This window comes from Streptomyces sp. NPDC049887 (genome assembly GCF_040656535.1).
Lineage (GTDB): Bacteria > Actinomycetota > Actinomycetes > Streptomycetales > Streptomycetaceae > Streptomyces.
Genome location: NZ_JBFAMM010000019.1, coordinates 18,548 through 44,295, shown reverse-complemented (window position 1 = coordinate 44,295; position 25,748 = coordinate 18,548). Strand labels below are relative to the sequence as shown.

General features: G+C 68.1%; 17 protein-coding genes and 4 pseudogenes. 18 read left to right on the top strand and 3 right to left on the bottom strand.

All coding sequences use genetic code 11. The features are described from left to right. The first annotated feature begins 190 nt into the window (after positions 1–190). From AB0J10_RS22475 to AB0J10_RS22460, 4 genes are all read left to right on the top strand, one after another. Entirely contained in the window at positions 191–2,530 is a 2,340-nt protein-coding gene (locus AB0J10_RS22475) for a nitrate- and nitrite sensing domain-containing protein (protein WP_363064235.1), read from the top strand. Further along, a complete protein-coding gene (locus AB0J10_RS22470) occupies positions 2,527–2,961 on the top strand; it encodes a roadblock/LC7 domain-containing protein (protein WP_363064233.1) in 435 nt (144 codons plus the stop codon). Before AB0J10_RS22475 ends, AB0J10_RS22470 begins: the two co-directional genes overlap by 4 nt. Then, positions 2,958–3,329 (top strand): DUF742 domain-containing protein, encoded by a 372-nt coding sequence (locus tag AB0J10_RS22465; protein ID WP_363064231.1) that lies wholly within the window; start codon positions 2,958–2,960, stop codon positions 3,327–3,329. Before AB0J10_RS22470 ends, AB0J10_RS22465 begins: the two co-directional genes overlap by 4 nt. Positions 3,330–3,606: 277 nt before the next feature. After that, entirely contained in the window at positions 3,607–4,104 is a 498-nt protein-coding gene (locus tag AB0J10_RS22460) for an IS5 family transposase (protein ID WP_363064229.1), read from the top strand. 11 nt (positions 4,105–4,115) lie between these two features. On the opposite strand, the pseudogene AB0J10_RS22455 reads toward AB0J10_RS22460, so the two are convergent. Beyond that, positions 4,116–4,220 (bottom strand): annotated as a pseudogene (locus AB0J10_RS22455) (IS5/IS1182 family transposase); the annotation flags it as partial. A gap of 894 nt (positions 4,221–5,114) precedes the next feature. On the opposite strand from AB0J10_RS22455, the pseudogene AB0J10_RS22450 reads away from it, so the two are divergent. From AB0J10_RS22450 to AB0J10_RS22390, 13 genes and pseudogenes are all read left to right on the top strand, one after another. Further along, positions 5,115–9,089 (top strand): annotated as a pseudogene (locus tag AB0J10_RS22450) (RHS repeat-associated core domain-containing protein); the annotation flags it as partial. A gap of 27 nt (positions 9,090–9,116) precedes the next feature. After that, on the top strand, positions 9,117–9,443 hold the full coding sequence (locus AB0J10_RS22445; protein WP_363064227.1) for a hypothetical protein: 327 nt from the start codon (positions 9,117–9,119) through the stop codon (positions 9,441–9,443). A 350-nt stretch (positions 9,444–9,793) separates the two neighbouring features. Continuing rightward, complete coding sequence (locus tag AB0J10_RS22440) at positions 9,794–10,765, top strand: hypothetical protein (RefSeq protein WP_363064225.1); 972 nt, start codon at positions 9,794–9,796, stop codon at positions 10,763–10,765. Then, positions 10,759–11,256, top strand: a complete 498-nt coding sequence (locus tag AB0J10_RS22435; protein ID WP_363064223.1) for a hypothetical protein — start codon at positions 10,759–10,761, stop codon at positions 11,254–11,256. Before AB0J10_RS22440 ends, AB0J10_RS22435 begins: the two co-directional genes overlap by 7 nt. Before the next feature lie 381 nt (positions 11,257–11,637). Beyond that, entirely contained in the window at positions 11,638–12,069 is a 432-nt protein-coding gene (locus tag AB0J10_RS22430; RefSeq protein ID WP_363064221.1) for a hypothetical protein, read from the top strand. A gap of 58 nt (positions 12,070–12,127) precedes the next feature. Continuing rightward, positions 12,128–12,832 carry a winged helix-turn-helix domain-containing protein gene (locus AB0J10_RS22425; RefSeq protein ID WP_363064219.1) on the top strand — a complete coding sequence of 235 codons (705 nt, stop codon included), beginning with the start codon at positions 12,128–12,130 and terminating at the stop codon, positions 12,830–12,832. Further along, a pseudogene (locus AB0J10_RS22420) lies at positions 12,777–12,893 on the top strand (IS5/IS1182 family transposase); the annotation flags it as partial. The gene AB0J10_RS22425 and the pseudogene AB0J10_RS22420, both read left to right, overlap by 56 nt. A gap of 266 nt (positions 12,894–13,159) precedes the next feature. Continuing rightward, complete coding sequence (locus tag AB0J10_RS22415) at positions 13,160–15,265, top strand: TRAP transporter fused permease subunit (RefSeq protein ID WP_363064217.1); 2,106 nt, start codon at positions 13,160–13,162, stop codon at positions 15,263–15,265. Beyond that, a complete protein-coding gene (locus tag AB0J10_RS22410) occupies positions 15,262–16,260 on the top strand; it encodes a TAXI family TRAP transporter solute-binding subunit (RefSeq protein ID WP_363064215.1) in 999 nt (332 codons plus the stop codon). Before AB0J10_RS22415 ends, AB0J10_RS22410 begins: the two co-directional genes overlap by 4 nt. 117 nt (positions 16,261–16,377) lie before the next feature. Then, positions 16,378–16,815 (top strand): ATP-binding protein, encoded by a 438-nt coding sequence (locus AB0J10_RS22405; RefSeq protein WP_363064213.1) that lies wholly within the window; start codon positions 16,378–16,380, stop codon positions 16,813–16,815. 57 nt (positions 16,816–16,872) lie between these two features. After that, positions 16,873–17,997: a DUF475 domain-containing protein gene (locus AB0J10_RS22400; RefSeq protein ID WP_363064211.1), complete on the top strand. Its 1,125-nt coding sequence runs from the start codon at positions 16,873–16,875 to the stop codon at positions 17,995–17,997. A 1,444-nt stretch (positions 17,998–19,441) separates the two neighbouring features. Then, a complete protein-coding gene (locus AB0J10_RS22395; RefSeq protein ID WP_363064209.1) occupies positions 19,442–20,209 on the top strand; it encodes a response regulator transcription factor in 768 nt (255 codons plus the stop codon). 15 nt (positions 20,210–20,224) lie between these two features. Continuing rightward, positions 20,225–21,655 (top strand): HAMP domain-containing sensor histidine kinase, encoded by a 1,431-nt coding sequence (locus tag AB0J10_RS22390; RefSeq protein WP_363064207.1) that lies wholly within the window; start codon positions 20,225–20,227, stop codon positions 21,653–21,655. Positions 21,656–21,667: 12 nt separating this feature from the next. Here the strand turns inward: AB0J10_RS22390 and AB0J10_RS22385 are convergent, their stop codons facing one another. Both AB0J10_RS22385 and AB0J10_RS22380 read right to left on the bottom strand, forming a co-directional pair. Then, positions 21,668–22,627 (bottom strand): TAXI family TRAP transporter solute-binding subunit, encoded by a 960-nt coding sequence (locus AB0J10_RS22385; RefSeq protein ID WP_363064205.1) that lies wholly within the window; start codon positions 22,625–22,627, stop codon positions 21,668–21,670. 165 nt (positions 22,628–22,792) lie between these two features. Then, a pseudogene (locus tag AB0J10_RS22380) lies at positions 22,793–23,584 on the bottom strand (transposase); the annotation flags it as partial. Positions 23,585–24,032: 448 nt separating this feature from the next. Between AB0J10_RS22380 and AB0J10_RS22375 the strand changes: the two are divergent. Then, the gene (locus tag AB0J10_RS22375) at positions 24,033–25,436 is read left to right on the top strand and encodes a hypothetical protein (protein WP_363064203.1); all 1,404 of its coding nucleotides are present in this window, start codon (positions 24,033–24,035) and stop codon (positions 25,434–25,436) included. Positions 25,437–25,748: the final 312 nt, after the last annotated feature.

Sequence of the window (25,748 nt, the reverse complement as noted above, 5' to 3'; positions counted from 1 at the left end):
CTAGCCGCCCCCGCCTCCGCCAGAGGAAGTAATCATGGTAGGTCAGACAACACCTCCCCGGGGATCGCACGATCACGGGCCGAGGCTCGAGAGCACGTCCTTGCGCGCGTGGGAACGCTTCCGCTCAGGTACGGCAAAAGGGCTGCCAGTCAACCTGATTCGGCCACGCGCGATGTCGTTGCGAACCAGGGTGATCGCCCTGCTCATCCCGCCCGTGCTGTCACTGATGGTGCTGGTGGCCCTGGCTTCGGTCACCAGTGCACGGCACTTCTCGGATGTGGCGCGGCTCAGAGAAGTGGATGCCACATTGCTGGTCCCTCTCCACGGTGTTGTCACCGCGGCACAGGCGGAACGCACCGCGGCGTCGCGATACATGACGGCACCCACCGCCGGAAACACGCGTCTGTTCAGTACTCAGGTGAACCGCACGAATTCCATGATCGACGCGCTGCGTGAGGCTGCCGGCGCGCGCAGGACCGAAACCGCGGCACTCTCCAAGCACCTGTCCCCACGTATCGAAGCGTTGCTGGAGGAGTCGAAGAAACTGCCGACGCTGCGCGGCCTGATACACAACCGCGCCGCCGGCTGGCACAGGGTCTTCTCGGACTACTCCGAGATCATCGAACATGCCTCGGCAGTCGACCACGCACTGGCAGACGTGCAGGACGCAGTTGTGTTCCCGGATGCCCGTGGTCTTGCCCTGCTCTCCCTGGTCAAAGAGATGGTCACCAGGGAGGACGCCGTGGCAGTTGCCGTCCAGGCGTCCGGGCGGTTCACCGTGGAGCAGCACCGGGTGTTCCTGGCCGCAGCGCACACGCGCCAGGCACTGGTCGCTTCACGTGCGGTGCATCTACGCCCTGAGGCCGAAGCCGCCTACGAGAACGCCGTGACGAGCACGTCCCATCGGGCCATGAGGTCGGTGGAGAGAGACGTCGAGGCGGTGCATGCCGGTGCCGGTGCGGCCCGCGCGGTCTCCACTGCGAAGTGGAAATCGGCCGAATCGTTTCTGCAGCAACTGGGCGAGGTGGAGGCAAAGGTCGGCCTTCCACAGAGGTCCGACCCCGACCATTTCGGGTTGGACCTGATCGACACATCCGGCATCGCGATCGCGGTAGGTCTGGCTGGCGTACTGCTGTCACTTCTTGCCTCGATGCGCATCGGACGTGGACTCGTGGCCGATCTGGTCGATCTGCGCAGCGCCACCCTGGACCTCGCCCGACACAGGCTCCCTCGGGATCTGGACAGAATCGAGGCAGGGATGCAGGTGACCATCATCTCCGAGGTGCCACCGGAATCCAGGAGCAACGACACGATCGGGCAGGTGCGTGCGGCCGTCGATACGCTTCACCGAGCCGTTCTCGTTGGTGCCGTAGAGCGCGCGAAGCTCCGGGCGGGTATGGAGCGGGCCGCGATGCTCAGCGAGATCTCCGGCGTCTACGTGAAACTGGCGCGCAGAAGTCAGGTACTGCTCCATCGCCAATTGTCCCTGCTGGATGAGATGGAACGGCGGGTGGACGATCCCGCCCTGCTCGAGGACCTCTTCCGCCTCGACCATCTCACGAATCGTATGCGCCGCCATGCCGAAAGCCTCATCATTCTGTCCGGTGCCCTGCCGGCCCGGGGCTGGAGAAGATCCGTGCCCTTCCTCGACGTGGTACGGGCCGCCGTGTCCGAAGTCGAGGACTACCCTCGCGTCGAGGTCCGCGCCATACCGGAAGTTCGGTTGAAGGGCCCGGCTGTCGCCGACATCACACACCTGATCGCCGAACTGGCAGAGAACGCCGTGACCTTCTCCCCGCCGCAAACCAGGGTGATCGTCCGAGGCGAGAGAGTGGGCAAGGGACTGGCCCTCGAGGTCGAGGACCGGGGGCTGGGTATGGGTGACGACGCGATGGCCGAGGCCAATCGCCGGATACGGCAAACAGAGATCAATCTGCGAGAGACCCGACAAATAGGTCTGTTCGTGGTCAACCGGCTGTCACGGAGACATGATGTGACGGTCACGCTCCAGAGGTCGCCCTACCACGGAGTGCTGGCGATCATCCTGGTCCCCGAAGCTCTGCTGGATGCGGCATCCTCCTATCAGGAGATGTCCGAACGGGACGAACCGCCCTTGAAGGGCCGTCCCATCCAGCTACTAGACCCGCACCGCGAGGGGGAACCCGCCGCGCCCAGTCCTGCGCCCCTCGGCCCACCGCAAGTTCGGCGGTCCGCCCCGGTCGGGGACTCCTCAGCCGCCGACAGGAGAACCGGCGCAGGAGAAGCCCCCCAACTGCCCTCCGGACTTCCGCGCCGTGTCCGACGGCCTAACACGGCGCGCCAGTGGGGCAAGGCGCCTGAGCAGGAGCGCACTCCGATCCCTCAGGATCCGACAGCCCCAGCTACCTCGCAGCGGCCGGTCTCCGCCAGGCCGTCGCCCGACGATGCGCGGGCCGTCATGCACGCCATGCGTACCGGATGGCTGCGAGGCCGGAACGCGACCACCGACCACAGCACCGCCGAGAACCCGTCACCCGGAGAAGAATCATGAACAACACCACCCACAAACCGGGTGAAATCGACTGGCTGCTGGATGATCTGGTCTCCCGTGTACCTCAGATCCGACACGCAGTAGTGCTCTCCAGCGATGGCTTGGTGGTCGGGGCCTGTGGGAGCGTTTCCCAAGAGGACGCAGAGGTTTTCGCTGCCATCTCTTCGGGATTTCACAGCCTGGCCAAGGGAGCCGGCCGCCACTTCGAGGCCGGCGATGTAGTCCAAACCGTGGCCGAGCTCGAGGGCGGCATGCTTTTCGTCGTGGCGGCGGGAGAGGGCTCATGTCTGGCGGTCCTCAGCAGCACCGGCGCCGACGTGGGCGTGGTGGCCTACGAGATGGCCACACTCGTGAGACGGGTGGGAGAGCATCTGACCACACCTGCGCGTGCGGTCGATGACACCGTGGAGGGCGGAGTGGCCGCACCATGACCGACTCCCGGCGATGGTACGACGACGAAGCAGGACCGATGGTGCGACTGTACGCGGTGACTGCGGGTCGCGCCCACCCCACGAGCAGTGAATTCGACCTGCTGGCAGTCATCCACGTTGAGCGAGAGCAGGTGGGGGATCTGACGCTCACACCCGAACAACTCTCCATTCTTCAATTCTGCTGGGACGAGAGCCGAGTGGTCGTGGATATTGCATCGGGTTGCGACCTGCCGGTGAGCGTGCTGCGAGTCCTGCTGGGAGATCTGCTGCGGGCCGGCCACATCCGTGTGAGGCCTCCGGCACCACCAGCCCAACTGGTGGACGTGCGCCTGCTCAGGGGAGTGATCGATGGTCTGCGCGCACTGTGACGGTGTCCCCACACGCTTACAGGGAATCGAGGTGTTGCTTTCCGTGCTGGGGCTCGTTGGCCTGGCATGCGCCGCTCTGACGAGGTTCGTGACCAGCTCTCCGTGAAGTTCGCGGCGCTGTTCCCGCATCTGGACGAGCGGTAGCGTCGGCTGTTGGTGGCTGCCGAGGCCTGTGTCCTGGGGCACGGTGAGGTTCGGGCCGTAGCCCGGGCGGCCGCGTCCAGGAAGCGTTTTGGGTCGGGTTCCGGTTCGCGCCTCGCCCCGTGATGATCACGGTGTGGGGCGTGGGGATCTTTCTGAAGAGGAGTGGTCGGTACTGGAGTCCTTGTTGCCTGCGGCGGGTGTGGGTCGCAGGTCGCCGGGTCGGCGGCGGCTGGTGGACGGTGTGCGGTGTCGGGTGCGGACCGGGGTTCCGTGGCGTGACCTGCCAACCGAGTACGGACCCTGGCAGACCGTCTACGGACTGTTCCGGCGCTGGCGGCGGCAGGGCGTGTGGGTCCGGCTGCTGACGGTGCTGCAGGCAAGAGCCGACGCGGCCGGGCTGATCACTTGGGAGGTCAACATCGACTCCAGAATCTGCCGGGCCCACCAGCACGCGGCCGGTGCCCGCCGTGACGGCAACAGGCAGAAGGAGCCGTCTGGCCCGCTCACCGCCCAGCCGGACGACCACGGGCTGGGCAGGTCGCGCGGCGAGTTCACCACGAAGATCCAACTGGCGTGCGAGCAGGACTCTCAGAGGGCATTTGATCTAGGTGTATTGCCCTGTATACCCTAGTGGGTTCCTCGTCAGGTTGGCGTGGTCTCGTCCGTTATGCGCTTGGCGAGGTTGTCGATCGAGGCGATGTGGATCATCGCCTCGGAGCTGGCGGTGAGTGTCTCGTAGTCGCGGGCGGGCCAAAGGTTGTCCCGCAACTGGTGTGGTAGCTGGGGCGTTGGCTGAGCATGGGTGGGGTGATCTCAGCGGATGATCCGAAGTGGATCGAGCCGTTCTCCGGGTTGAGCCAGTCGCAGCTATAGAAGTTGGTGGCGCTGCTGATCCTCTTCCGAGCGTTCTTGCTGATCGACGGCTCGAATGACGCCACCGCGCCCGCGATCCTACGAATGACCAGCCGAGACCGGCGCTGGGAAAGCAGAAACAGGCTGAGTCCCCGCCAGGGAACTGGCGGGGACTCAGGTGCGTGAGGCGGTTGCCTCACGTGAAACTCCCTCGGCGGTTCACCGCTTAGGGCACGGTACTACCTTTGTGCTACCGGCATGGCAGTCACTGTTCGTGTGGCTCCTTTTTCCAGGAAAGCGCGCGTCTCCCGGCGTCGAGGAGGAACGAAACGGCGCCTGTAGCGAAAAGACCAAGGAACAACGGCTCGCTTGTCCCCATGAAAGCTGCCATGGCGGCCAGTACGAGGACCGCAGTCACTTCTCCAGCGAAGGCGGCAGTTTGAGCCTTCGTCCTTTTAGTCGACATCACCATCCTCCCCTCGGCCATACAGTGGGAACCCCTGTGTGAAGGAATGGAACTGTGACTAGATAGCTGTAGATCACGACTCCCTTTCCTCTCTTCCAGGCGTAGCCTGACACTGTGGCGATGTACCACATGTAGTACCGAAGAATCTTGATGGCGAGCTAGCCTGCTTCACTGCGTGTGGTGTAGATCTTGACGTGCCTGTACGGTGACCACCAGGCGCTCCAGGTGCTGTATGACCATTCTCCGCTCAGGTCGGTGCAGTTTACCGGGTCGCCGTGGCAGTACTCGCAGGGGTTGGCATTGCCTCCGAAGAGCCGCTGGCCGACGTCACCCACAACTCCGACGGCTCCCCGGTCACCGCCTGGCCGCTGGCCGCGCCCAACGGTGCGCCGCCCGCACTCGTCTGGAACATCACCAGCACCTTCGCCGAGGACGGCCCCATCGACGTACGGGCCGAGTTCACCGACGGCACCACCACCGGCTACTCCCAGCCGGTGACCGCCACCGTCGACCGCGACGCCGGAACCGCGCCAGCCGAAGCGGCCGGCCCCGGTAGCGTGAATACCCTCACCGGCGACTACACCCTCTCCCAGACCGACGCCTCCGCGTTCGACATGAGCGTGACCCGTACCGCCTCCTCACGCCGCCCTGATGCAGGGGCGAAGCAGGAGGGCCAGGCACCGATCTTCGGCCCGCAGTGGACCTCCGGCACGGTCGCGGAGCTCACCGAATCCGACTGGGTGTACGTGAAGCAGACCTCGGCCACCTCGGTTGCCCTGGTCGACGTCGACGGTGAGGAAACCGGCTTCACCGCCACCACCGGCGGCGGCTGGAAGAGCGAGCCCGGTGCCGAGGACCTGACCCTGACCGGTTCGCTGACCGGCTCCTTTACCCTGAAGGACACCGAGGGCACCACCACGACCTTCACCAAGGCCGACGCCGCGGTGACCACCTGGACGGTCTCCTCGACCTACCTGCCGACAACCAACTCCACCACCAAGGTCATCTCCCAGACGACCACGGTGGACGGCAAGACCGATGATCGCCCCCACCACCGCGGTATCCACCGCGACCTGTGAGACGACCCCGTCGACCAAGGGCTGCCGGATGCTGGAGTTCGTCTACGCGACCTCCACCACGGCGACCGCCACGTCCTTTGGCGACTATGCCGGCCGGGTCCAGCAGGTCCGCCTGTGGTCCACGGCCCCCGGCGCGACCAGCTCCACCGCGGCGTCCATCGCCGAATACACCTACGACGACTCCGGCCGTCTGCGCGAGGTGTGGGACCCCAGGGTCTCCCCGGCGCTGAAGACCGCCTACGACTACGACACCGCTGGCCGCGTCATCACACTGACCCCTCCCGGCGAACTGCCGTGGACCTTCACCTACGGCACGGCCGGCAACGCGGCCACTGCCGGGGCGGGCATGCTGTTGAAGGCATCCCGACCCGGTCTGCAGCAGGGCAGCGCCGACATCACCGAGGGCACCGCAGCCACCAGCGTCGTCTACGACGTCCCGCTGACCGGCACCACCGCCCCGTATGCGATGGGCGCCGCAAATGTGCAGGCATGGGGCCAGATTGATGTCCCCACCGACGCTACCGCCGTCTTCCCTGCGGACGTCACTCCGGCCGGCCACGCCGGTTCCAGCCTGACGGCCGCGGACTACACGCGCGCGTCGATCACCTACACCAATGCCTCCGGCCGCGAGGTCAACAGCATCACCCCCGGCGGCCACATCACCACCACCGAGTACGACCGGTTCGGCAACACCGTGCGAGAACTGAGCGCGGCAAACCGAGCTGTCGCTCTCGGCCTCACCGCCAGTGACACCGCAGTTCAGGCCAGCCTGGGCATCACTCAGCACTCCAGCGCCGACCTGCTCTCCACCCGCTCCGTCTACAACGCCACCGGAACCCGGGAGTCGGAGGAGTTCGGCCCGCTGCGCCGAGTAGAGTTGACCAAGGATCTGGTCTCCGGCGGCACGACGCTGCTGCAGTCCGGCGCCTCCGTGGCCGCCCGCACCTGGACGGTCAACGAATACGACACCGGCCGCCCCACTGACGGCACCGCCACTATCCAGGACCAGGTCACCAAGAGCACCACCGGCGCCCAGATCCTGGACTTCCCCACCATCCACGCCGAGACCCGTCCCACCCAGACCGACTACGACTGGGTCAAGGGCCTGCCGATCAAGACCATCCAGGACCCCGTCGGCCTCGCCCTCACCACAGCGAAGGAGTACGACTCCCAGGGCCGCGAGACCAAGACGCTCCTGCCCGGCAGCACCGGGACCGATGCGGCGGCCCGCGTGACGACGTACTGGTCCGCCACTGGCACCGGCACCTGTAACGGCCGTCCGGAATGGGCCGACCTGGTCTGCTCCACGGGCCCCGCGGGTGCGATCACCGGCGGCGGCGCCAACCCGAGCCAGCTGCCCACGTCCACCACCGAGTACGACCGGTGGGGCAACCCCACCACCGTCACCGACACCGCCAACGGCACCACCCGCACCACCACCAAGACCTACGACGCGGCGGGCCGCCCAACAACGGTCACGGTCACCGGCGGCCTCGGCCAGGCGGTACCGGAGTCCACCACCGAGTACGACCCGGCAACCGGCAAGGCGATCAAGACCGTCTCGCCCACCGGCGGGACGATCACCAAGGCGTACGACAAGCTCGGCCGCCAGATCTCCTACACCGACGCCGACGGGGGCACGACCACTACCGAGTATGACCTGCTCGACCGCCCGGTCAAGGTCACCGACACCGTCCCGTCCACCACCACCTACACCTACGACCACACCGCCGAACCACGCGGCATGGCCACGAAGACCACCGACTCCATCGCCGGAGCCTTCGAAGCCACCTACGACGCTGACGGGTCTGTCGCCACGGAGAAGCTGCCCGGCGGCTACACCCTCACCGTCACCGAGGACACCGCCGGCGCCACGACATCGCGCATCTGCACGCGAGACAGCGACGGCGTGATCGCCGCCTCCGACACGGTCACCGAGTCCATCAACGGCCAGGTGACCGCCCACACCGGCTGGTCCAGCCAGAACTACCAGTACGACAACACCGGCCGCCTGGCCACGTCGACGACACCGTCAGCGACGTGTGCACCCGTCGGTCCTACACCTTCGACCAGCGCACCAACCGCACCGCACTGAGCAAGGCCACCGCCGCTCCCAGCGCGGCATGCCCCACCACGGGAGGCACCACCACCAGCCACACCTACGACAGCGCCGACCGCCTCGTCGACACCGGCTACACCTACGACGCCTTCGGCCGCACCACCGCCCTGCCCGGCAGCACCCTCGGCTACTACACCAACGACCTCGCGCACCAGCAGACCGCGAACGGCAAGCGCCAGACCTGGCAGCTCGACGCCAACCTGCGCTTCCGCTCCTGGACGGTCGAAACCGACAGCGGCGGCACCTGGACGCAGACCGCTTCCAAGCGCAACCACTACGACAGCGACAGCGACAACCCCCGCTGGATCATCGAGGACACCACCACCGGCGCACTGACCCGCAACGTGGACTCGGTCGGCGGTGACCTCGCCGCCACCACCAGCAAGACCGGCGACACCGTCCTCCAGCTCACCTCCATTCACGGCGACGTGACCCTCCAGCTCCCGCTGGACACGACAAAGGGCCCCGTCGTCCTGGACAGCGACGAGTACGGCAACCCCCGCACCGGCCAAGTAGCCACCCGCTACAACTGGCTCGGCGCCAAACAACGCTCCACCGAGATCCTCACCGGCCTCACTCTCATGGGCGTCCGCCTCTACAACCCCGCGACCGGACGATTCCTGCAATCCGACCCCGTGTATGGAGGCAATGCCAACGCCTATGAATACGTCAACGCTGACCCGATCAACCGCTATGACCTGGACGGCAGATGGGGCTGGTTCAAGAGAGCCAAGCGTTGGGCCTGGCGCAACAAGTGGGACATCGCGCTGACAGCTGCGAGCTTCGTGCCCGGCCTGGGCGCGGCTGCCTGGGCCTACCGGGCATACAGGATCGTGCGCATCGCGCGCGCCGCGAGGGGTATGGACGGTGGCATTCGCGCCAGCCGTGCCACGTCGTGGCTGGCGGGGCGCATGTGGGTCGGTCGCGGCTCCAGGAGCTTCGGCAACGGCTTGGGCCGGATCTCCCGCAGCGGTCTGCGGCAGTGGCGGCGCCCCCAGCGCAAGGCGGATGGCCACTGGAAGTCCATCTACCAGTACCGGCGTTCACCGAAGGGCAAGTGGAAGAATAACTACCACGTGTACCACCGCCGCTGGTGGTGACCCGCTCCCATGAGAAAGGCACGCATAATGAGCCAGGAATACTCGGCTCTGGACGGGCTCCTGGGCATCGGCCGGGACGCCCAGGGACGCGAGTTCTACCTGCGCGTCGCCGCCGGTCGACTCACCTACGACCGCGGAGGGGAGATCATGGACTACATCCAGGTCTACTTCTTCCAGACGGCGGCACCCGGCCAGCCCGCGGACGCGAACGACATGTTCGAGACCGACGAGCTGGACGAGCTGGCCGCCGAACTCCGCAGCGGCGTGCTCGACTGGTATGGCGAGCGGATTGAGTTCCGCACGCCCACCCCTGAGGAGTGCGAACTGATCCGCACCACCACCGGCTGGAAATAGCCCCAGTCACAGCAAGACAGTGGCCCCCGGCACCCCACGCCGGGACCGCTGCCATTCCTGTGATGTCCGCCGTGTCTGGGGAAGCTACCGGAGGTACGGGTTCCACAGCATGTGGAACAGGTACTCCCGCTGGAACCGAGGTCGCTGGTAATGGCACGCGCTCGACTTCGTGAAACCGCGCAGTGGTGGTGTGCGCGCCACCCCTTCTTGGCAGGACTGTCTCTCGGCAGTGTCTGGCCCCTGTTGTTCCTGACAGTGGCCAACCCATCCCTTGGTGAAACGCTGGTTACCTACGCCGCGTTCGCCGCTTTGAGTACGACCCGGCCACGACGACGCTGACCAGCCGCCGGTTGGCGAAGGTCGCCGAGCTAGGGGCCATGGACCGGCGTGAGGCGAAGCTGCTGGGGCTGGACCGGGTCAGCTATCGCACGCTGATCCGCTGGGACCAGAAGCGGGAGGAGCACGGCCTGGTCGGATGCGCGGATGACCGCTGGCTGCGTGAGAGCGGCGGTCATCCGAGCATCACCGAGGAAGTCCGTGAAGCGATCTTCGCTGTCCGGCAGGAGACGCTGCACCGGTCGAAGGTGACCATGCGAACACGCGAGCGCATGATCCACCAGTACGTCCGCGAGACATTCCGCGACCGGGAAGTCGAGGTCCCCTGCTACAACACTCTGAGGACGGTCTGGCACGAGTGGTTCGGGCCGGGTGGCTCTCGCCAGCGTTACGTCCGCTCCGGCGAACTGCCGGAGAAGAACGGGCACGTGCTGGTGCACCGTCCGGGTCAGGTGGTGGCGTTGGACACCACGGTGCTGCCGGTCATGGTTCGGGAGAGCGTGTTCGGTGAACCGGTGAAGGTCCACCTCACACTGGCGATGGATGTCCACACGCACTCGCTCTGCGCGTTCCGGCTCACGCTGGTGTCCGACACCTCGGTCGACGTCGCGATGCTGCTGCGGGATGTGATGCCGCCGTTGCCGATGCGGGACGACTGGGGCGAGGACCTGGAGTGGCCCTACCCGGGCTTGCCGGCGGCGGTGGTCGCCGAGTTCGCCGGCCACAAGGTCGCGGGCCTGCCGTTCTTCGCACCCGAGACGGAGACGACGGATCACGGCTCGGTCTACCGCAACCACCACCTGGTCGAGGTCGAGCGGGTGGTGGGCTGCAATATCCTCCCGGCCCGGGTGCTGCGGCCGACGGACAGGCAGACCGTCGAGCGGGCTTTCGGCTCGATCCGTTCACTGCTGTTCGAGCAGCTGCCCGGCTACACCGGTATTGACGCGGCCGACCGGGGCGCCGATCCGGAAGGTGACCGGTGCTGACCATCGACGAGATGGAGCACCTGATCGCGACGTGGATCGTGGCGGTCTGGCAGAGGCGGCGGCTGGGGGAGTACGCACCGAGCTGGGATCCCGGCGGGGACCACAGCCCGAACACCCTGTTCGCGGCGTCCTTCGCGCAGGCCGGGTTGGCGATGGGCATCCCGTCGCCGGAGCTGTTCTACGAATTGCTGCCGGCCCACTACGTCGGCATCGACGCCCGGCGCGGGGTGAAGATCCGTGACCTTTGGTATGACGGCCCGGCCCTGGCGGACTACCGCGGCCAGCGGTCCACCCGTGGTGGCCAGCACAAGGGCAAGTGGGTGATCCGCCGCGATCCCCGGGACCGCCGACGGGCTTTCTTCCAGGACCCGCTCACCCACTACTGGCACCCGCTGGAGTGGACCGGGCTGCCGCCGGATGGCCAGGCCCCGGCCTTTGGGGACGCACGGGTACGCGAGCTGATGGCCAAGGTCCGTGCCAGCGGGATGTAGCCGAAGTCTGACCAGGAGCTGCTGCCGGTACTACTGGAGCTGATCGGGCTGCGGGCCCCGGTCAGCGGTTGGAAGAGCCTTCGGAAGACGGAGCGGACCGAGCATGCCCGCGAGATCACCCAGGCCGCTGCGGCTCAAGCTGATCGGCCGCCGCAGGAGCCCGCTGCTGACCGGACCGCGGATGTCCTGGAAGCCGGCGCGGTGGTGACGTCGTTGCGCTGGAGCCAGCGTGCCAGACAGGCCGAGCACAGCATCGACACCCAGCGTCGGCACCGGCGCGAGCAGGCCGTCCGCCGCCGTCCGACGCCGCCGCCCGCCCTGGGTGAGTCGTCGGCAGACGGGATCTTTTCCTCCTCCCGGAGGACGACGAGGAGGAGCCGCATGGCGGACCACACGCAGGATGAGAGCGGCATCGTCCCCTTCCTCCGGTCCGGGCCGCCGCCGGATTGCACCACCTGGGAGGGCTGGCAGCAGTGGCAGCGTCAGCGCGGCACGTTCGTTGCGGCGCCGCGGCTGTCCTTGGAGCAGTACGCGGCGCTGAGCCCCAGGCGGAGGGCCCTGAACGATCTGCACCGCACGGCTACCCACGTCAACATGGGACTGCTGGAGACCCCGATGAGCGCGAGGGTCACCAAACTGATGCGGGGCCGGCTGCGGAACAACGCGCTGAACTTCGAGCCGGGCACCCGAGACGGCCTCATGATCAGCGGTGGCGGTTTCCTCGGGAAGACCGAGACGGCCTGCGCAGCCGCCGCGGCCTTCACCGGCAGCTTCTGCCCGGCCCGGTTCCCGGCACCCGCGACCTGTTACTGAGGTTTTCGGGTTGTCGTCGGGTAGTGACGGGTCGTGATCCCTGCGGCATGCCGTTGGTATGCGTGATCCGGAGGGTGGGGGCCTGACCGCTGAGCGTCGGGCTTTTCGGGAGAAGATCCGGCTGCAGGCCGGGGCCCGGTTCGCGGCGGGTGAGAAGACTGCGGTGATCGCGAAGGATCTGCGGGTGAGTGTGCGCTCGGTGGAGCGCTGGCGCCGGGCCTGGCGTGAGGGCGGGATGGAGGCCTTGCGCTCGGCAGGTCCGGCGAACTCCCCGACCGTCACCGATGCCCAGTTCGCCGTACTCGAGGAGGAACTCGGCGAGGGCCCGGTCGCGCACGGCTTCGAGGATGAGCGGTGGACTCTGGCCCGGGTCCAGACGGTGATCCGCCGCCGGTTCCGGCTGACGTTGTCGGTGGCGACGGTTTGGCGGCTGCTCAAGCGGCACGGCTGGTCCTGGCAGGCGCCCGCCCGCCGGGCCCTGGGGCGTGATGAGCACGCCAAGGGGGGCGGTCGCGCCGAGCGCGTCGAGAACGTGAACGGCCCCGCCGGTGGGCGGGGCCGTTTCGTCGGGCCGACTCAGTGTGCGTCCCAGTCGGTGCGGCGGCGCTGGGGGCGGGGCGGCTCGCTGCCGGTGCGCAGCGCCCGCTTGAGCGCCGCACGGGCCCGCTTGTGCGCCGCCCTCTCAGGACTGCAAGGCCCGGCACGCGGTCGAGTGCGGGATCAGCCGCCTCAAGCAGGACCGGGCGGTCGCCACCCGCTATGACAAGCTCGCGGTTCGGTTCGAGACGGCCGTCCACGTCGCATCGATTCATCAGTGGCTGTGATCCACTCGCCGCCACGCGGGTCGTGCGGTGCTGGTCACCGATTCGACCACCACATGGGGAGGGTTCATGGCGCCGACTACTACTGCGCGGACAGCGAGGGGGAGTTGTTTCCACTGGTACGACAACGTCGTGGGGACGAAAGGAGTGATCCGCGTCACCCAACCCTAAACCTATGTTAAGAGCACAGGCCTCCCCTGTTGCAGGCACGTGACCGACTGCCACGGTCTGGGGCACAGCGAAGCACCTAGCCCCAGGAGATGGCCGAGATGAGCATGGCAACGGCGCCGTCCGAGCCGCGACAGCGAACAGCTGAGGAACTGGTGGCCGAGTTCGACCAGGAACGGCCGGCCCGCAAACTCTCCCCCCGGGTGTCGGGGGCTGTGTCCCTGGTGTGCGCGGTTGTGTCGGTCTTCGTGCTCTACTCGATCTTCCTTCCGCTGGCCAAGGGCACCCAGTACTACCTGACGATCTTCCTTGCCGCGACGCTGCCGCTGGTCTTCGTGACCTACCGCGGGACGGTGAAGGTACCGGCGGTGCTTCTTCCCCGGCGGCGCGGGGCCCGGGCCCAGGGGGAGACCGGCGACAGGCCCGCACGGCGCGACGACCCCGGCTGGTTCGACTGGCTGCTCGCCGCGGCCGCGCTCGCCGTGTGCCTCTACCCGCTGCTGGAGTTCGACCCCTTCATCGAGCGGCGGCAGCTGCCCACCTCCCTCGACGTCCTGGCCGGTCTCGTCCTCATCGTGCTCGTCCTGGAGGCTTGCCGCCGTACCACCGGCTGGGTCCTGCCGGCGTTCTGCGCGGCCTTCCTGTTCTACGCCTACTACGGGGGGCTGCTGCCGTACGACTGGTCCCTGGCGCACGGTGGGTTCGACATCGACGCGATCGCGGCCCACTTCTTCATGGGCACCGACGGGGTCTACGGCGTGCCGCTGAACGTGGCCGGCACGTACATCGTGCTGTTCACCATCTTCGGCGCGGTCCTCGACATCTCCGGCGCGGGCAAGTTCTTCATCGATCTGTCCTTCGCGGCCTTTCGCGGCTCCCGCAGCGCCCCCGGCCGCACGGTGACCACGGCGGGTTTTCTGCTCGGCACCGTTTCCGGGTCCGGCACCGCGACCGCGGTCAGTCTCGGATCGGTCGCCTGGCCCGTGCTGCGCCGGGCCGGCTACAGCAAGGAGCAGGGCGGCGGCGTGCTGGCGGCGGCCGGCATCGGCGCCATCCTCTCGCCGCCCACCCTCGGCGCCGCGGCGTTCATCATCGCCGAGTACCTACGGGAGAGTTACCTCACCGTCCTGCTGTACGCCCTGGTGCCCACGCTCCTGTACTACCTGGGCATCCTCCTCGCGGTGGAGATCGACGCCCGCAAGCACCAGGCGCAGCCCGTCGTGGGCGAGAAGGGCACGTCGGCGCTGAGGCTGCTGGGCCGGTTCGGCTACCACTTCCTTTCCCTCTTCATGATTGTCGGCTTCATGGCGGCGGGCCTGCCCCCTTTCAAGGCCGTGGTCTACGCAACGGTCCTGCAATTCCTGCTCTCGTTCCTCGACCCGGAACACCGGATGACGCCGCGGCGGCTGTACGCGGCTCTCGCAGAGGGCTGCCGTTCGGTGCTTCCGGTGGTCGCCACGTGCGCCGCGGCGGGCATCATCGTCGCCGTCGTCACCCAGACAGGGCTCGGCCTCAACCTAGCCTCCGTGATCGTCGACGCCGCCGGACTCTTCGGCGACGACAAGACCCTGAGGCTGATCCTCACAGCCGTCTTCGCGGCGGTCGCGGTCTCCATCCTCGGCCTCGCCGTCCCGGTCACCGCCTCCTTCATCATCGCCGCGGTGATCATCGCGCCGGCGCTGCTCTCGCTCGGGATCGCGACCCATGAGGCCTACATGTTCATCTTCTACTACGCCGTGCTGTCCGAGGTGAGCCCGCCGACTGCGCTCGCCGCGGCGGCCGCTGCCGCCATCACCGGGGGCAACCCGATGCGCACCATGGTGGCGACGTGGAAGTACTCGCTGCCCGCGTTCCTGGTGCCGTTCGCCTTCGTCCTCACCGACAACGGCTCCCAGCTGCTCGGCACGGGAAGCCTTGCGGGCATCGCCTGGACCACCGCGGTCTCCGCCCTCGCTGTCGCCGCGCTGGCCGCTGCTACCGGAGGGTGGCTGCTTGGCCCCGCCGGGCCGGTGGAGCGCGCGCTGTGCGCCGCCGCCGCCCTCTGCCTCCTCTACCTCGAACCCGCCGCGATCACCGCAGGGGTCGTGGCACTCGCTCTCGCCTTCGGCGTCCATCGTCTACGCCGCAGGCACCAGACCCCCGCGGTTCCCACCACCGGTGAGAACTCCCTGGCGGACACCCTCATGGAAGGACACCTCCCCTCATGAAACACCGGATACGTGCCACACGTCTCGCCGTCGCCGCCCTCCTCGCAGCTCTTGCCGCCACCGCATGCGGCGGAGGCAAGCAGACCGACAACGAGGCCGGGAGCGACGTGAAGGGCGGCCGGCTCACGATCGCCACCGGCGCCACCACGGGCGTCTATTACCAGATCGGCGGCGGCCTCGCGGAGCTGATTTCCGACAACCTCGACGGCTACCGGGCGACCGCGACCTCCACCGGCGCCTCGGTGCAGAACATCCAGGGGCTCAAAGCCGGCACCTACGACATCGCGTTCTCACTGATGGACACCGCCGGCGATGCCGTCGAGGGCAGGGAAGCATTCACCGCGCCCCAGGAGATCGAGGCTCTGACCCGCCTGTACCCGAACTACACCCAGGTCCTGGTCCGGGCCGATTCCGGCATCAAGTCCCTCGAGGACTTGAAGGGCAAGAGAGTGTCCACCGGCGCGCCCGGTTCCGGCACAGAAGTGATCGCCAACCGCCTGCTGACGGCCGCCGGGCTGGACCCGGCGAATGACGTCACGGCTGTACGCCTGGCGCTGCCCGAGACCGTCGACGCCATGAAGGACAGCACCATCGATGCCCTGTTCTGGTCCGGCGGACTGCCCACCGGCGGCATCACCGACCTCACGACCACTCTCAAGAAGGACGTCCGCCTCCTCGACGTCACCCCGCAGCTGCCCGCTCTGAACAAGGAGTACGGCGACGTCTACCAGACGGGCTCCATCCCGGCGTCCGTATACAACCAGTCCGAGGACGTGCCGACGATCGTGGTACCGAACGTACTGCTGGTGAACAAGGGTTTCGACCCGGAATTGGCCGCGGACATCGTCAACCTGATCTACGAGAAGAAGAGCGACTTGGAGAAGGTCAACGCGGCCGCGGCGGAGATCGAGGCCGACAACGGAGGCGTGGTCTCGCCCGTTCCGCTCAACCCCGGCGCAGAGAAGGCCCTCAAGGGGCTGGCCGACAAGGCCTGAGCCTGCCCCCAAGAGCAGGGCCGGTCCGGGCGCCCCCCCCACGCCGGACCGGCCCGGGCCTACCTTCCCGAGTCCCTTCCGCTCTTGCCGGTCCTGACCGCCCACCAAGGAATGATCATGACGGATCTTCCGGGACAGACCCTGTTCCACAGCTTCCAGCTCGACCCCGAGGACCCGGCAAGCGTGCCCAAGGCCCGCCGGCTGCTCCTGTCGCTGGTCCGGGACTGGAACCTCCCCCTGGCGCACGAAACGCACGACGACCTCGGGTTGCTGTCGAGCGAAGTGATCAACAACGCGATACGGCACACCAGCGGGCCGTGCTCGGTGACCGTGCGCTGGACGGGGGCCCGGCTGCGGGTGGAGGTGACCGACACAGCTGCGGGCCTGCCTACGCCGCGTGGCCGTGCGCCGTACGCCGAGAGCGGCCGGGGCCTGCTGCTGGTCGCCTCGGTGGCGGCGAGCTGGGGCAGCGCCCGGACCGCCACAGGAAAGGTCGTCTGGTTCGAAGTGGCGCCCGCGGCGCCCACCGCGGACCCCGACCGGCTGGCGTCGTGACGTGGGCGACCGCCGGCCTCTGCCGTATCACCCATCACCCTGAGAGTTCGGATGAAAATGGTCTTGAGGACGTTTGGCTGGTCGTTCGCCGTCACGGCGGCCGGCCTCGCCTTCGCCGCGTGGCAGTGGGGCTGGGAGGCCTTCGGGGTCGTACTGATCCTCTCCATTCTGGAGATCTCGCTGTCCTTCGACAACGCGGTCGTCAACGCCGGGATCCTGAAGAGGATGAACGCCTTCTGGCAGCGGATCTTCCTCACTCTCGGCATTCTGATCGCCGTGTTCGGTATGCGGCTGGTGTTCCCGGTGGTGATCGTCGCCATCAGCGCCAAGGTCGGGCCCGTCGAAGCCGTCCGGCTGGCCCTCGACGAACCGGGGCACTACGAGGACCTGGTCACCGACGCCCATCCGGCGATCGCGGCCTTCGGCGGCATGTTCCTGCTGATGATCTTCCTGGAGTTCATCCTGGAGGACCGCGAGATCAAGTGGCTGGCCTGGCTGGAGCGCCCGCTGGCCAAGCTGAGCAAGATCGACATGCTGTCGGTCTGCATCGCGATGATCGTCCTGCTGATCACCTCGATGACCTTCGCGACCAACGCGCACCAGCACGGCGGCGCGCATGCCGACAAGGCACAGACGGTCCTGATCTCCGGCCTCGCCGGTCTCATCACCTATCTCAGCGTGGGCGGACTCTCAGGCTTCTTCGAGGACAGGCTGGAGGCAGAGGAGGAGCACGACCACGAGGAGGAGAGATCCGGGGCCGAGGGCAGGCAGGTCTCGGCGGTCGCCCTCGCCGGGAAGGCGGCGTTCTTTCTGTTCCTCTACCTGGAGGTGCTGGACGCGTCCTTCTCCTTTGACGGTGTGATCGGCGCCTTCGCCATCACCAACCACATCTTCTGGATGGCGCTCGGCCTGGCCATCGGCGCGATGTACGTCCGGTCACTGACCGTGTACCTGGTCCGTCAGGGCACCCTCGACGACTACGTCTACCTGGAGCACGGCGCCCACTACGCCATCGGCGCTCTCGCCGCGATCCTGCTGATCACTATCCAGCACCAGATCAGCGAGATCATCACCGGCCTGATCGGCGTGGTCCTGATCGCCGCGTCCTTCCTGGCGTCGGTGCGCCGCAACCGGACACTCGCGGTTCCAGAGGACAGAAGCAGAACCCCGGTCTCGGCTTGATCCCACGCCGTTTACGGGCCTTCCGCTCTCCTGCCCGAGGCGTGAACCCCCGGGCCATCGCGTGGTAGTCCGCGCCCCCGGCGTCCAGGCCCGGTTCGCGAAGCGGACGGCCGTCCTCCTGCTCTCCTGCCAGCCTCGTGTCGGCCTCGAAGCGGACGGCTCCCAACTCTCCACTACCGGCGGAGGCAAACCGACAGCGCCAACGCAGCACTCCATGCGACCAGAGCGGGATTCACCAGGCGGCTCATCCCACGGCATGTCATCACCAAGTTGCAGGCGGGGGCGCAGGATGTGCCGGCTGCCGGTTCGGGCAACCTCGTTGCCGACGCTGCTGCCGATCCTCGACAAGGCCATCTCTGCTGTCACCAATGTGATGTGTCGGTCCCGCCAGCAGCCGTACGCCGCTACGCGGGTCCGGGGGACGCAGGGACGCGCGGCGCCCCGGCCCAGCAGCCTCGTCCCCGAGGGCCCGGTGCGGTGCAGTGGCCGTGACTGCAGTAACCCCCCGGTGTCTGCGGTAGTGGGGGAGCGTGGCAGATGCCGGGGCGGGTATCGGGCCCTTCCGGGCGAACGGCCGGGCGATCACTTGCATCCGGCCGTCGAAGGATCATTTCGTGCTGTGCCGAGATTCTCAGCTGCGCGGTTGCCGGTACACGGGGCCGTCCGGCCGGTCGACGTCGAGGGCCGGCACCGCAGGCACCCCCTCGAACCAGATCACTTTGCCGGTGGCGGTACCTGCGCTGCCCCAGCTCGCGGCGATGCGACGAGGGTCAGGCCCCGGCCGCTTTCGGCGCACAGCTCGCGAGCGCGCTGAGTGGGAAGCCGGTCGGCTGTGCCGGCCACCTCCACCCGCAGCCGGGCCCCCGTCCGGCTCACCGTCACCGAGCACGGGCCGGTGGTGTGGAGCACCGCGTTGGCGATGACCTCACCCGACAACAGCGAATGATCGTACGGGACCTCGTCCACGAGTAGAACTCCCCACGCGCGGACCGCTGGCAGCAGCAGCCGACGGGCCCTGGGGACGGCTGCCGGGTCCTTTGCGGGCACCGCGAAGCCGTGCGACAGCGGCCGTGCGCGGATGCCGGTGCGCGGGTGTCGCCGGCTACCCCGCGGGTCCGTGTGCCAGGCCACCGGGGAGGCCGCACCGTCGGTTTCCGCACCGTCAAGAGGGGACATCGGTTGACCGGCTGCTCGCTGCCGCGGCTCGGACGGCACTGCTGTCATGCTCATCGTGGCCATCTTCCGGGGCTGGGGCTCCGCTCTCCCCTGACCGTGCCAGTCGTTACGTACGGGCAACAGGGGATGCCCGTGCTCTTAACGAAGGCTTAGGGTTGGGTGACGTGGATCACTTCTATGCTCGACTCGACGGTCCGGACGTTTGCCGCCCGCATACGTGCCCCAGCGGGGCTTACGGACCCGGCGTGTGAAGCACTGGGAGGCTGGGGTGCGGATACTTCTTGTCGAGGACGACAATCGGGTTGCCGACGCGCTGACGGGTTCGCTGCGTCGTAACGGGTACGAGGTGTGGCGTGCGGCGAGCGCCGCCGACGCGCTGGCCGCTCCCGCCGTTGATCTGGTGCTGCTGGATCTGGGCCTGCCGGACCGGGACGGCATCGAGGTGTGCCGGGAGCTGCGCGCCCGCGGATCGGTCCCGGTCATCGCGGTGACCGCGCGGGGAGGCGGGCCCGACCGGGTACGCGGTCTGCGCAGTGGTGCCGACGACTATGTGGTGAAGCCGTTCAACGCGGCCGAACTGCTCGCCCGAATCGAGGCGGTGCTGCGGCGCAGCATGACCCGGCGCGTCGGGGAGGACCGGCTGGTCGCGGTGGACGGTCTCGAGATCGATCTCGGGCGCCGCGAGGTGACCCTGGACGGGCGGCCGGTGCCGCTGACCCGCAAGGAGTTCGACGTGCTGGCCGTGCTGGTGCGTGCCGAGGGTGCCGCCGTGCCCCGGGACCGCATCATCGTCGAGGTGTGGCAGACGACCTACGAGGGCATGTCGCGCACCCTGGATGTGCATATGGCCAACCTGCGCGGGAAACTGGGGCGGTCGGGAAGCGTGGTGCGGACCGTACGCGGCATCGGCTACCGCCTCGCAACCGCCGCCGAAGGCCCCCCGTACGCGGCTTCGGATACCGGCCCGGAGGTGCCACCGTCCTCGCATCGGGGGCTCTCGTCCCCCGTCTTGCCGCCCACGGCAGTCGGCAGCTGAGCACACGGATCGCCGATGCGCCGCCGGCTCCTCGTCATCGTCTGCGCCCTGGTCGCCGGCCTCATCCTGGCGCTCAGCGTGCCACTGGTACGGACCACTGCAGAGTACACATTCCAAACCTCGTTCATCGGACGCGTCGAGGACGGCGCCTGGTTCGCCGACATGGCCAGTACGGCTCTGGAGTCGGGCCGCACCGACCGCCTGGAAGCGGCGGCCGACCGCTATGCCGCCCTGTACGACTCCCAGGTCGCCGTGGTGGACGCGGACAGAGAGATCGTCATTGCCCCGCGTCCCCTCGACCTGGAGGAACCACAAGTGCAGTCGGCGCTGTTGCGCGCCCTGGCCGACCGGCCCGCACGGCAGCCCGACCTGATGTGGCCGTGGGACGACAGCCCCTTCGTCCTCGCCGAGCCGGTCAAACGCGACGGCCATATGCTGGGTGCCGTCCTCATCGTCTCGCCCACCGAACAGGCCCGCTCCGAGGTCGCCAATCATCTGACCCTCGTCGCCCTGGGCAGCCTCGCCGCCCTCGCCGCCGTGATCATCGCAGTTGCGGCCCCCCTCGTAGGGTGGGTGCTGCGCCCAATACACGAACTGGACCGCGCCACGCACGAGGTCGCCCTCGGCCGGTTGAAGACCAAGGTCTCGGAACGCGTGGGCGCCCCGGAACTGCGCCGCCTCGCAAACAGCTTCAACGTGATGGCAGGCAGCATGCACGCCTCGCAGGAACAGCAGCGCGCGTTCGTGGCACAGGCCTCACACCAGCTGCGTAATCCGCTGACCGCGCTCCGGCTGCGCGTGGAGAACCTCGAAGACTACGTGAATGACCCCCATGGCCTGCACGAACTGCACGCCGCCGCGGAAGAGGCCGACCGGTTCGGTGAGATCCTCGATGGACTGCTCAGCATGGCCAGGGCCGAGGCGTCCGAGGCGGAACGCGTCCTCATCGACGTCACGGCCGTGGTCGCCCACCGAGTCGACGCCTGGCGGACGGCCTACGAGGCGGAGGGCGTCCCGCTCACCACGCACGCTCCGGACGGGGTGAGCGCGCTGTCCCTGCCCGACAGCCTCGACCACGCCCTGGACACCCTGCTCGACAACGCTCTCAAGTTCGGCGACGGCACCCCGGTCAATATCTCGGTCATCCGGGCCCCGGACGGCGACGGCGCTGGTGCGCCGGGAGGGCAGGGCGACGAGGTGGTGGAGGTGACGGTAAGCGACGGCGGCACCGGACTGACCGCCGAGGAACTGGCCCAGGCGGGCGGACGGTTCTGGCGCAGCACACGCCATCAGAACGTCCGCGGCACTGGACTCGGACTCGCCCTGACCCGCTTCGTGGTCGAGGCAGGCGGCGGCGAGCTGCGCCTCACGGCAGCTGAGCCTCATGGCCTCGCGGCGACCGTACGGCTGCCGGCCGCTCCGCCGCCACCGGCCGCCGCGCCCTGACCGCACCACGCGTCAGGGATGGGACTCCTTGTACCAGCGCTCCGCACCCGGATGCAGCTCCAGCGGGTACGTGGCGATCGCAGTACGGCGATCGAGCCTACGGGCCTCAGGGTGGACGCGGATGAGTTCTCGTGTTCCCTGGAACAGCACCCGGGTCAGCCAGTACGCCTCCGCCTCCGGCATGTCCCGACGCACCACCAGGAAGTTCGGCACGCTCACCGTGCTCACCGCACTCTGCTCCCCGTAGACAACGGCCGGCACCGTGGTCTCCGTATACAGCTCACCGTAGGACCGGGTCAGGCCGTCGACCACGTCGCCGAGATCCACCAGGCGGATCGGCGTGGTCCGGCGCAACTGCGTGATCGCCGAGGTGGGCAGGCCGCCGCTCCAGAAGAACGCGTCGATCCGCCCCTCGGCCAAGGCGGACGCCGCAGCACGGACATCGAGCCGCTCTCCGGCCACGTCGCCGTCCAGGGAGAGCCCCGCGACGTCCAGGATCCGCTCGGCGGTGACCGCGGTACCCGAAGCCCCGGCCCCCAAAGAGACCCGTCGCCCTCGCAGATCCGCCACGCTGCGTATCGGGCTGTCGGCGGGGACCACGAGTTGCACGTAGTTGTCGTACAGCGCGGCCAGCGCCACCACGGGTACTGGTTCGGCGAACGGCGCCCGCCCGCCGACTGCGTCCGCGGCGGAGTCAGCGAGCGTGAAGCCCACGCGTGCCTCGCCCGCGCCCACCCGGCGCAGGTTGTCGATGCTGCCGCCCGTGTACAGCACCGGAGCGGTCGCGCCGGGCAGGCCCCGATCGATGAGTTCGGCGTATCCAGCCCCGTACGCCGCGTAGACGCCACCGCGGTTCCCGGTGGCCACGCCGATGTCACCAGTCGGCCGAGGCGGCGCATCGCTCCCGGAACACCCTGTGACCAGCGCCGTCATCAGGGCGACAGCAGCAATGAGCAGACGTGCTACCGGCATGGAGGCCTCCCTGGACACGATGAAGCCGGCCGACTGCGATTCCGCTGCGCGGACGCTCCCACGGCCCACCCGATCAGCGTAATCTAGGACACCCGACGGTTCCCGGCGTCGGTCACGTCCGCTGGAGTGGTGTATCGACAGCCACTCGGCGATCTCGGTTCGAGGCTATGCGGTGAGTTCGGTGGGCAGGACGGTGTCGTTGCTTTCTGCCTCGATCGGGTGGAGTCGGGCCTTGGCCAGCAGGTCGAGCCCCATGTAGCGGCGGGCCTCGGCCCACTCGTCGTTCTGCTCGGCCAGGACCGCCCCGACCAGCCGGATGACGGCGGTGCGGTCGGGGAGGATGCCGACCACGTCGTTGCGGCGGCGGATCTCCTTGTTCAGCCGCTCCTGCGGGTTGTTCGACCAGATCTGCCGCCAGACCTCCCGCGGGAAGGCCGTGAAGGCCAGCAGGTCGTGCTGAGCAGCGTCCAAGCGGGCTGCGGCTTTGGGGAACTTGGCCTCCGGCGCGTCCAGTACGTGCCGCATCTGGGTCGGCGTCCAGGGGCCGGTTGCGGAAGGCGGTGACGTGCTCGTCCAGTGCTTGGCCATCGTGCTGACCTGGGACTTCGACAGCTGGGTGACACCGAGGGACGCGGCGAGCTTGGCGACCCGGCGGGTGGAGTCGCCGAGCAGGTAGGCGGTGGCGACCACCGAGATCAGGGCCTGCTCCACCCGGCGGTGTCGTTCAAGCAGCCGGTGCGGGAAGTAGCTGCCCCGCCGCAGCTTGGGGACGGCGAGCTCTAGGGTCCCGGCGCGGGTGTCCCACTCGCGCGGGCGGTGGCCGTCCCGATGCTTGACGCGTTCCTCGCTGACCTGCCAGTACTCTGCGTTGCAGAGGGCGTCGGCCTCCGCCGACATGAGCGCATCGGCGAACCTCTTGGTCATAGCGCGCAGCAGGTCCGGACTCGCCGAGGCGAGATGTCCTCCGCGAGGGCGTGCAGGGCAGACCGTCGGGTGCGGTCATCGTGCTGATCCCCTTCAAGGACTTGGCCGTCTTGAAAGATCAGCCGGTGGCCGTTCTTAGTCCGGACAATCACTCCGACGCCGGGCCAAACGCCCGGATCAGGTGGGAGCCCGTACACCACTTCCCAAGACGCAACCGGCCCGCCGGGCGAGACGCTGTCCAATAGAACGGAGTGCAGGGCGCCTTGAACGGTCGAAGTCGACCGTCCTGTCCCGGCAACGTACTGCTCTCCCCACTGCCACAAATCGCCTGGCACGGCGGCGCGCGAAAGTACGCGGGATGCGAGGCCGCGCGTCCCGAGGCCGGTGGTCCGCTCCACGCGCCGGGGCCGCACACCCTTTCCGATGATCGGAGGCCGTCGGATGGTGCGAAGTGGCGGCCTGACAGGCCAGTGGCGGTGGTATGGAAGGGTGCCGCGCCCCAGGCCCGTGGACGTGGTGTCCGGACGCCCGCGGTGGTCGGCGGGTGACCCGGGAGAGCCACAACGATCCTCCCGCCCCAACCACGGACCACTCCCCACCCGCCAGGGCTACAGATGAAAAGGGTTCCCGGAAGAACCTCATGAAGGAGTTGCAAGTGAACAGGACGGTGCGACACGACCTGCTGAGCTTCGCTGCGGCAGGGGGGGTGGACCTGATCGTCGCGTCCGAGCTGACGCATCCTTCGAGAGGAAGTGTGCGCTGCGCGGCGGCTCATCCTGTAGCGCAGAGTCTGCGAGAGGCGGGCTGGCGGGTAGGGGTGGAACCGTTGGCGGCGGGGGCCAGCGGCGCAGAAGGCCGCCCCGGCAACGATCCCCTGTCCGTGGTGTCCTACGTCGGCGCGGACGGTACCGCGCGAGGGATAGGCGTGGGGGCGTCCGCAGGGAACCCGGAGGCTGCACGCGCGGCGAGTGCTGCTGTTGCGGAGTGGTCACGCCTACTGAGGACCCGTCGCGTGGTGGTGGCAGAGCGGAGGCGTTGCTGCGCGGCCGTCGCCCCGCTCCCGCATATGTCTGAAGGACAGGAATCAGGTGGGGGGTACCTTCCGATGGAGATGTGTGCCGGCGGAGGGCCGTGGTGTCAGGAGGTACTGACGGGAGAGAGTCTGCCGATGGCAGAGCCGGGGCTGACGGTTGATGGCAAGGGCGGTGCATACCAGGGCATGTGCCCGTCGGGTACCCGGGCGTGCCGGGACGCAGCGGCTTTCGCCAAGGACGGGTGTCGTGTCCTGGTCATCGGGTCGGAGCGCCGTCACTTAGCTGTGTGCGGACTCCTGGCGCGTTTGACACGGGTTGGTTCGGCTCGTGAGGCGCAATGTGTGGACGTGTCCGATGCTGATCAGGCCGCTTATGTACTGGAGCCAGGAGTGGCGGTGACTGATGCTGCGGAAATCGTCAAGGTTCTGCGGAAGCGCTTTCCGGAGCTGCGAGGCCAGCATCCTTCCAGCTGGTGCTATGCGGAGACCGACTCGCGTCTGACGCTTCGCTCTCTGACAGCGGATTGTGACCTGGTTCTCGTCGTCGGGGAACTGGGCGCTGCCGAAACACACAGGGCGGCAGCGGCCGTTACGGCGGAAGCCGAAGGAGTCGTGAAATTGGTGCGGGATGCCGCCGACCTGCGTTCCCGCTGGCTCGCGGAGGTGTCGGCGATAGGGGTCACCGGGACGAGATCTGCTCCCGCCGGAGCGGTCAGCGGTGTGGTGCATGCGCTGTCGGGGTTGGGTCCGCTGAGTGTTCTGCGTCGGCGAGTGACAACTGAGCACACCACACTCGATTCCTGGCCCGACTGCGCCGGAGGTGCGACGTGTGAGCGTGGAGGAAGCGTGTGATGCGATTGCCGACCTCGGCAGCGCATCAGCATGGCCACGGACGTGTCAGGCGTAGCGATGCAAGCGTGTGCGTCGCACATCGGCTACTCGGCAAGCGACTTCGCGATCACCATCGCTGTGAGGGGTCGGTGACAATGCCACCGACCCCTCTCGTGCGCCTCGTCCCGCGCAGACACACCAGCGGTGTCACTTTCGCTGCGAGCGTGGGAGCTTGCAGCGGCGGTCACCCTCCCGGGTGCCGATCGGCATCCTTGCCCGCTCCGCTCCGCGAGCGAGGTCCCGGCGTCCTCCCACGGCATCGCTCTGTTCCCG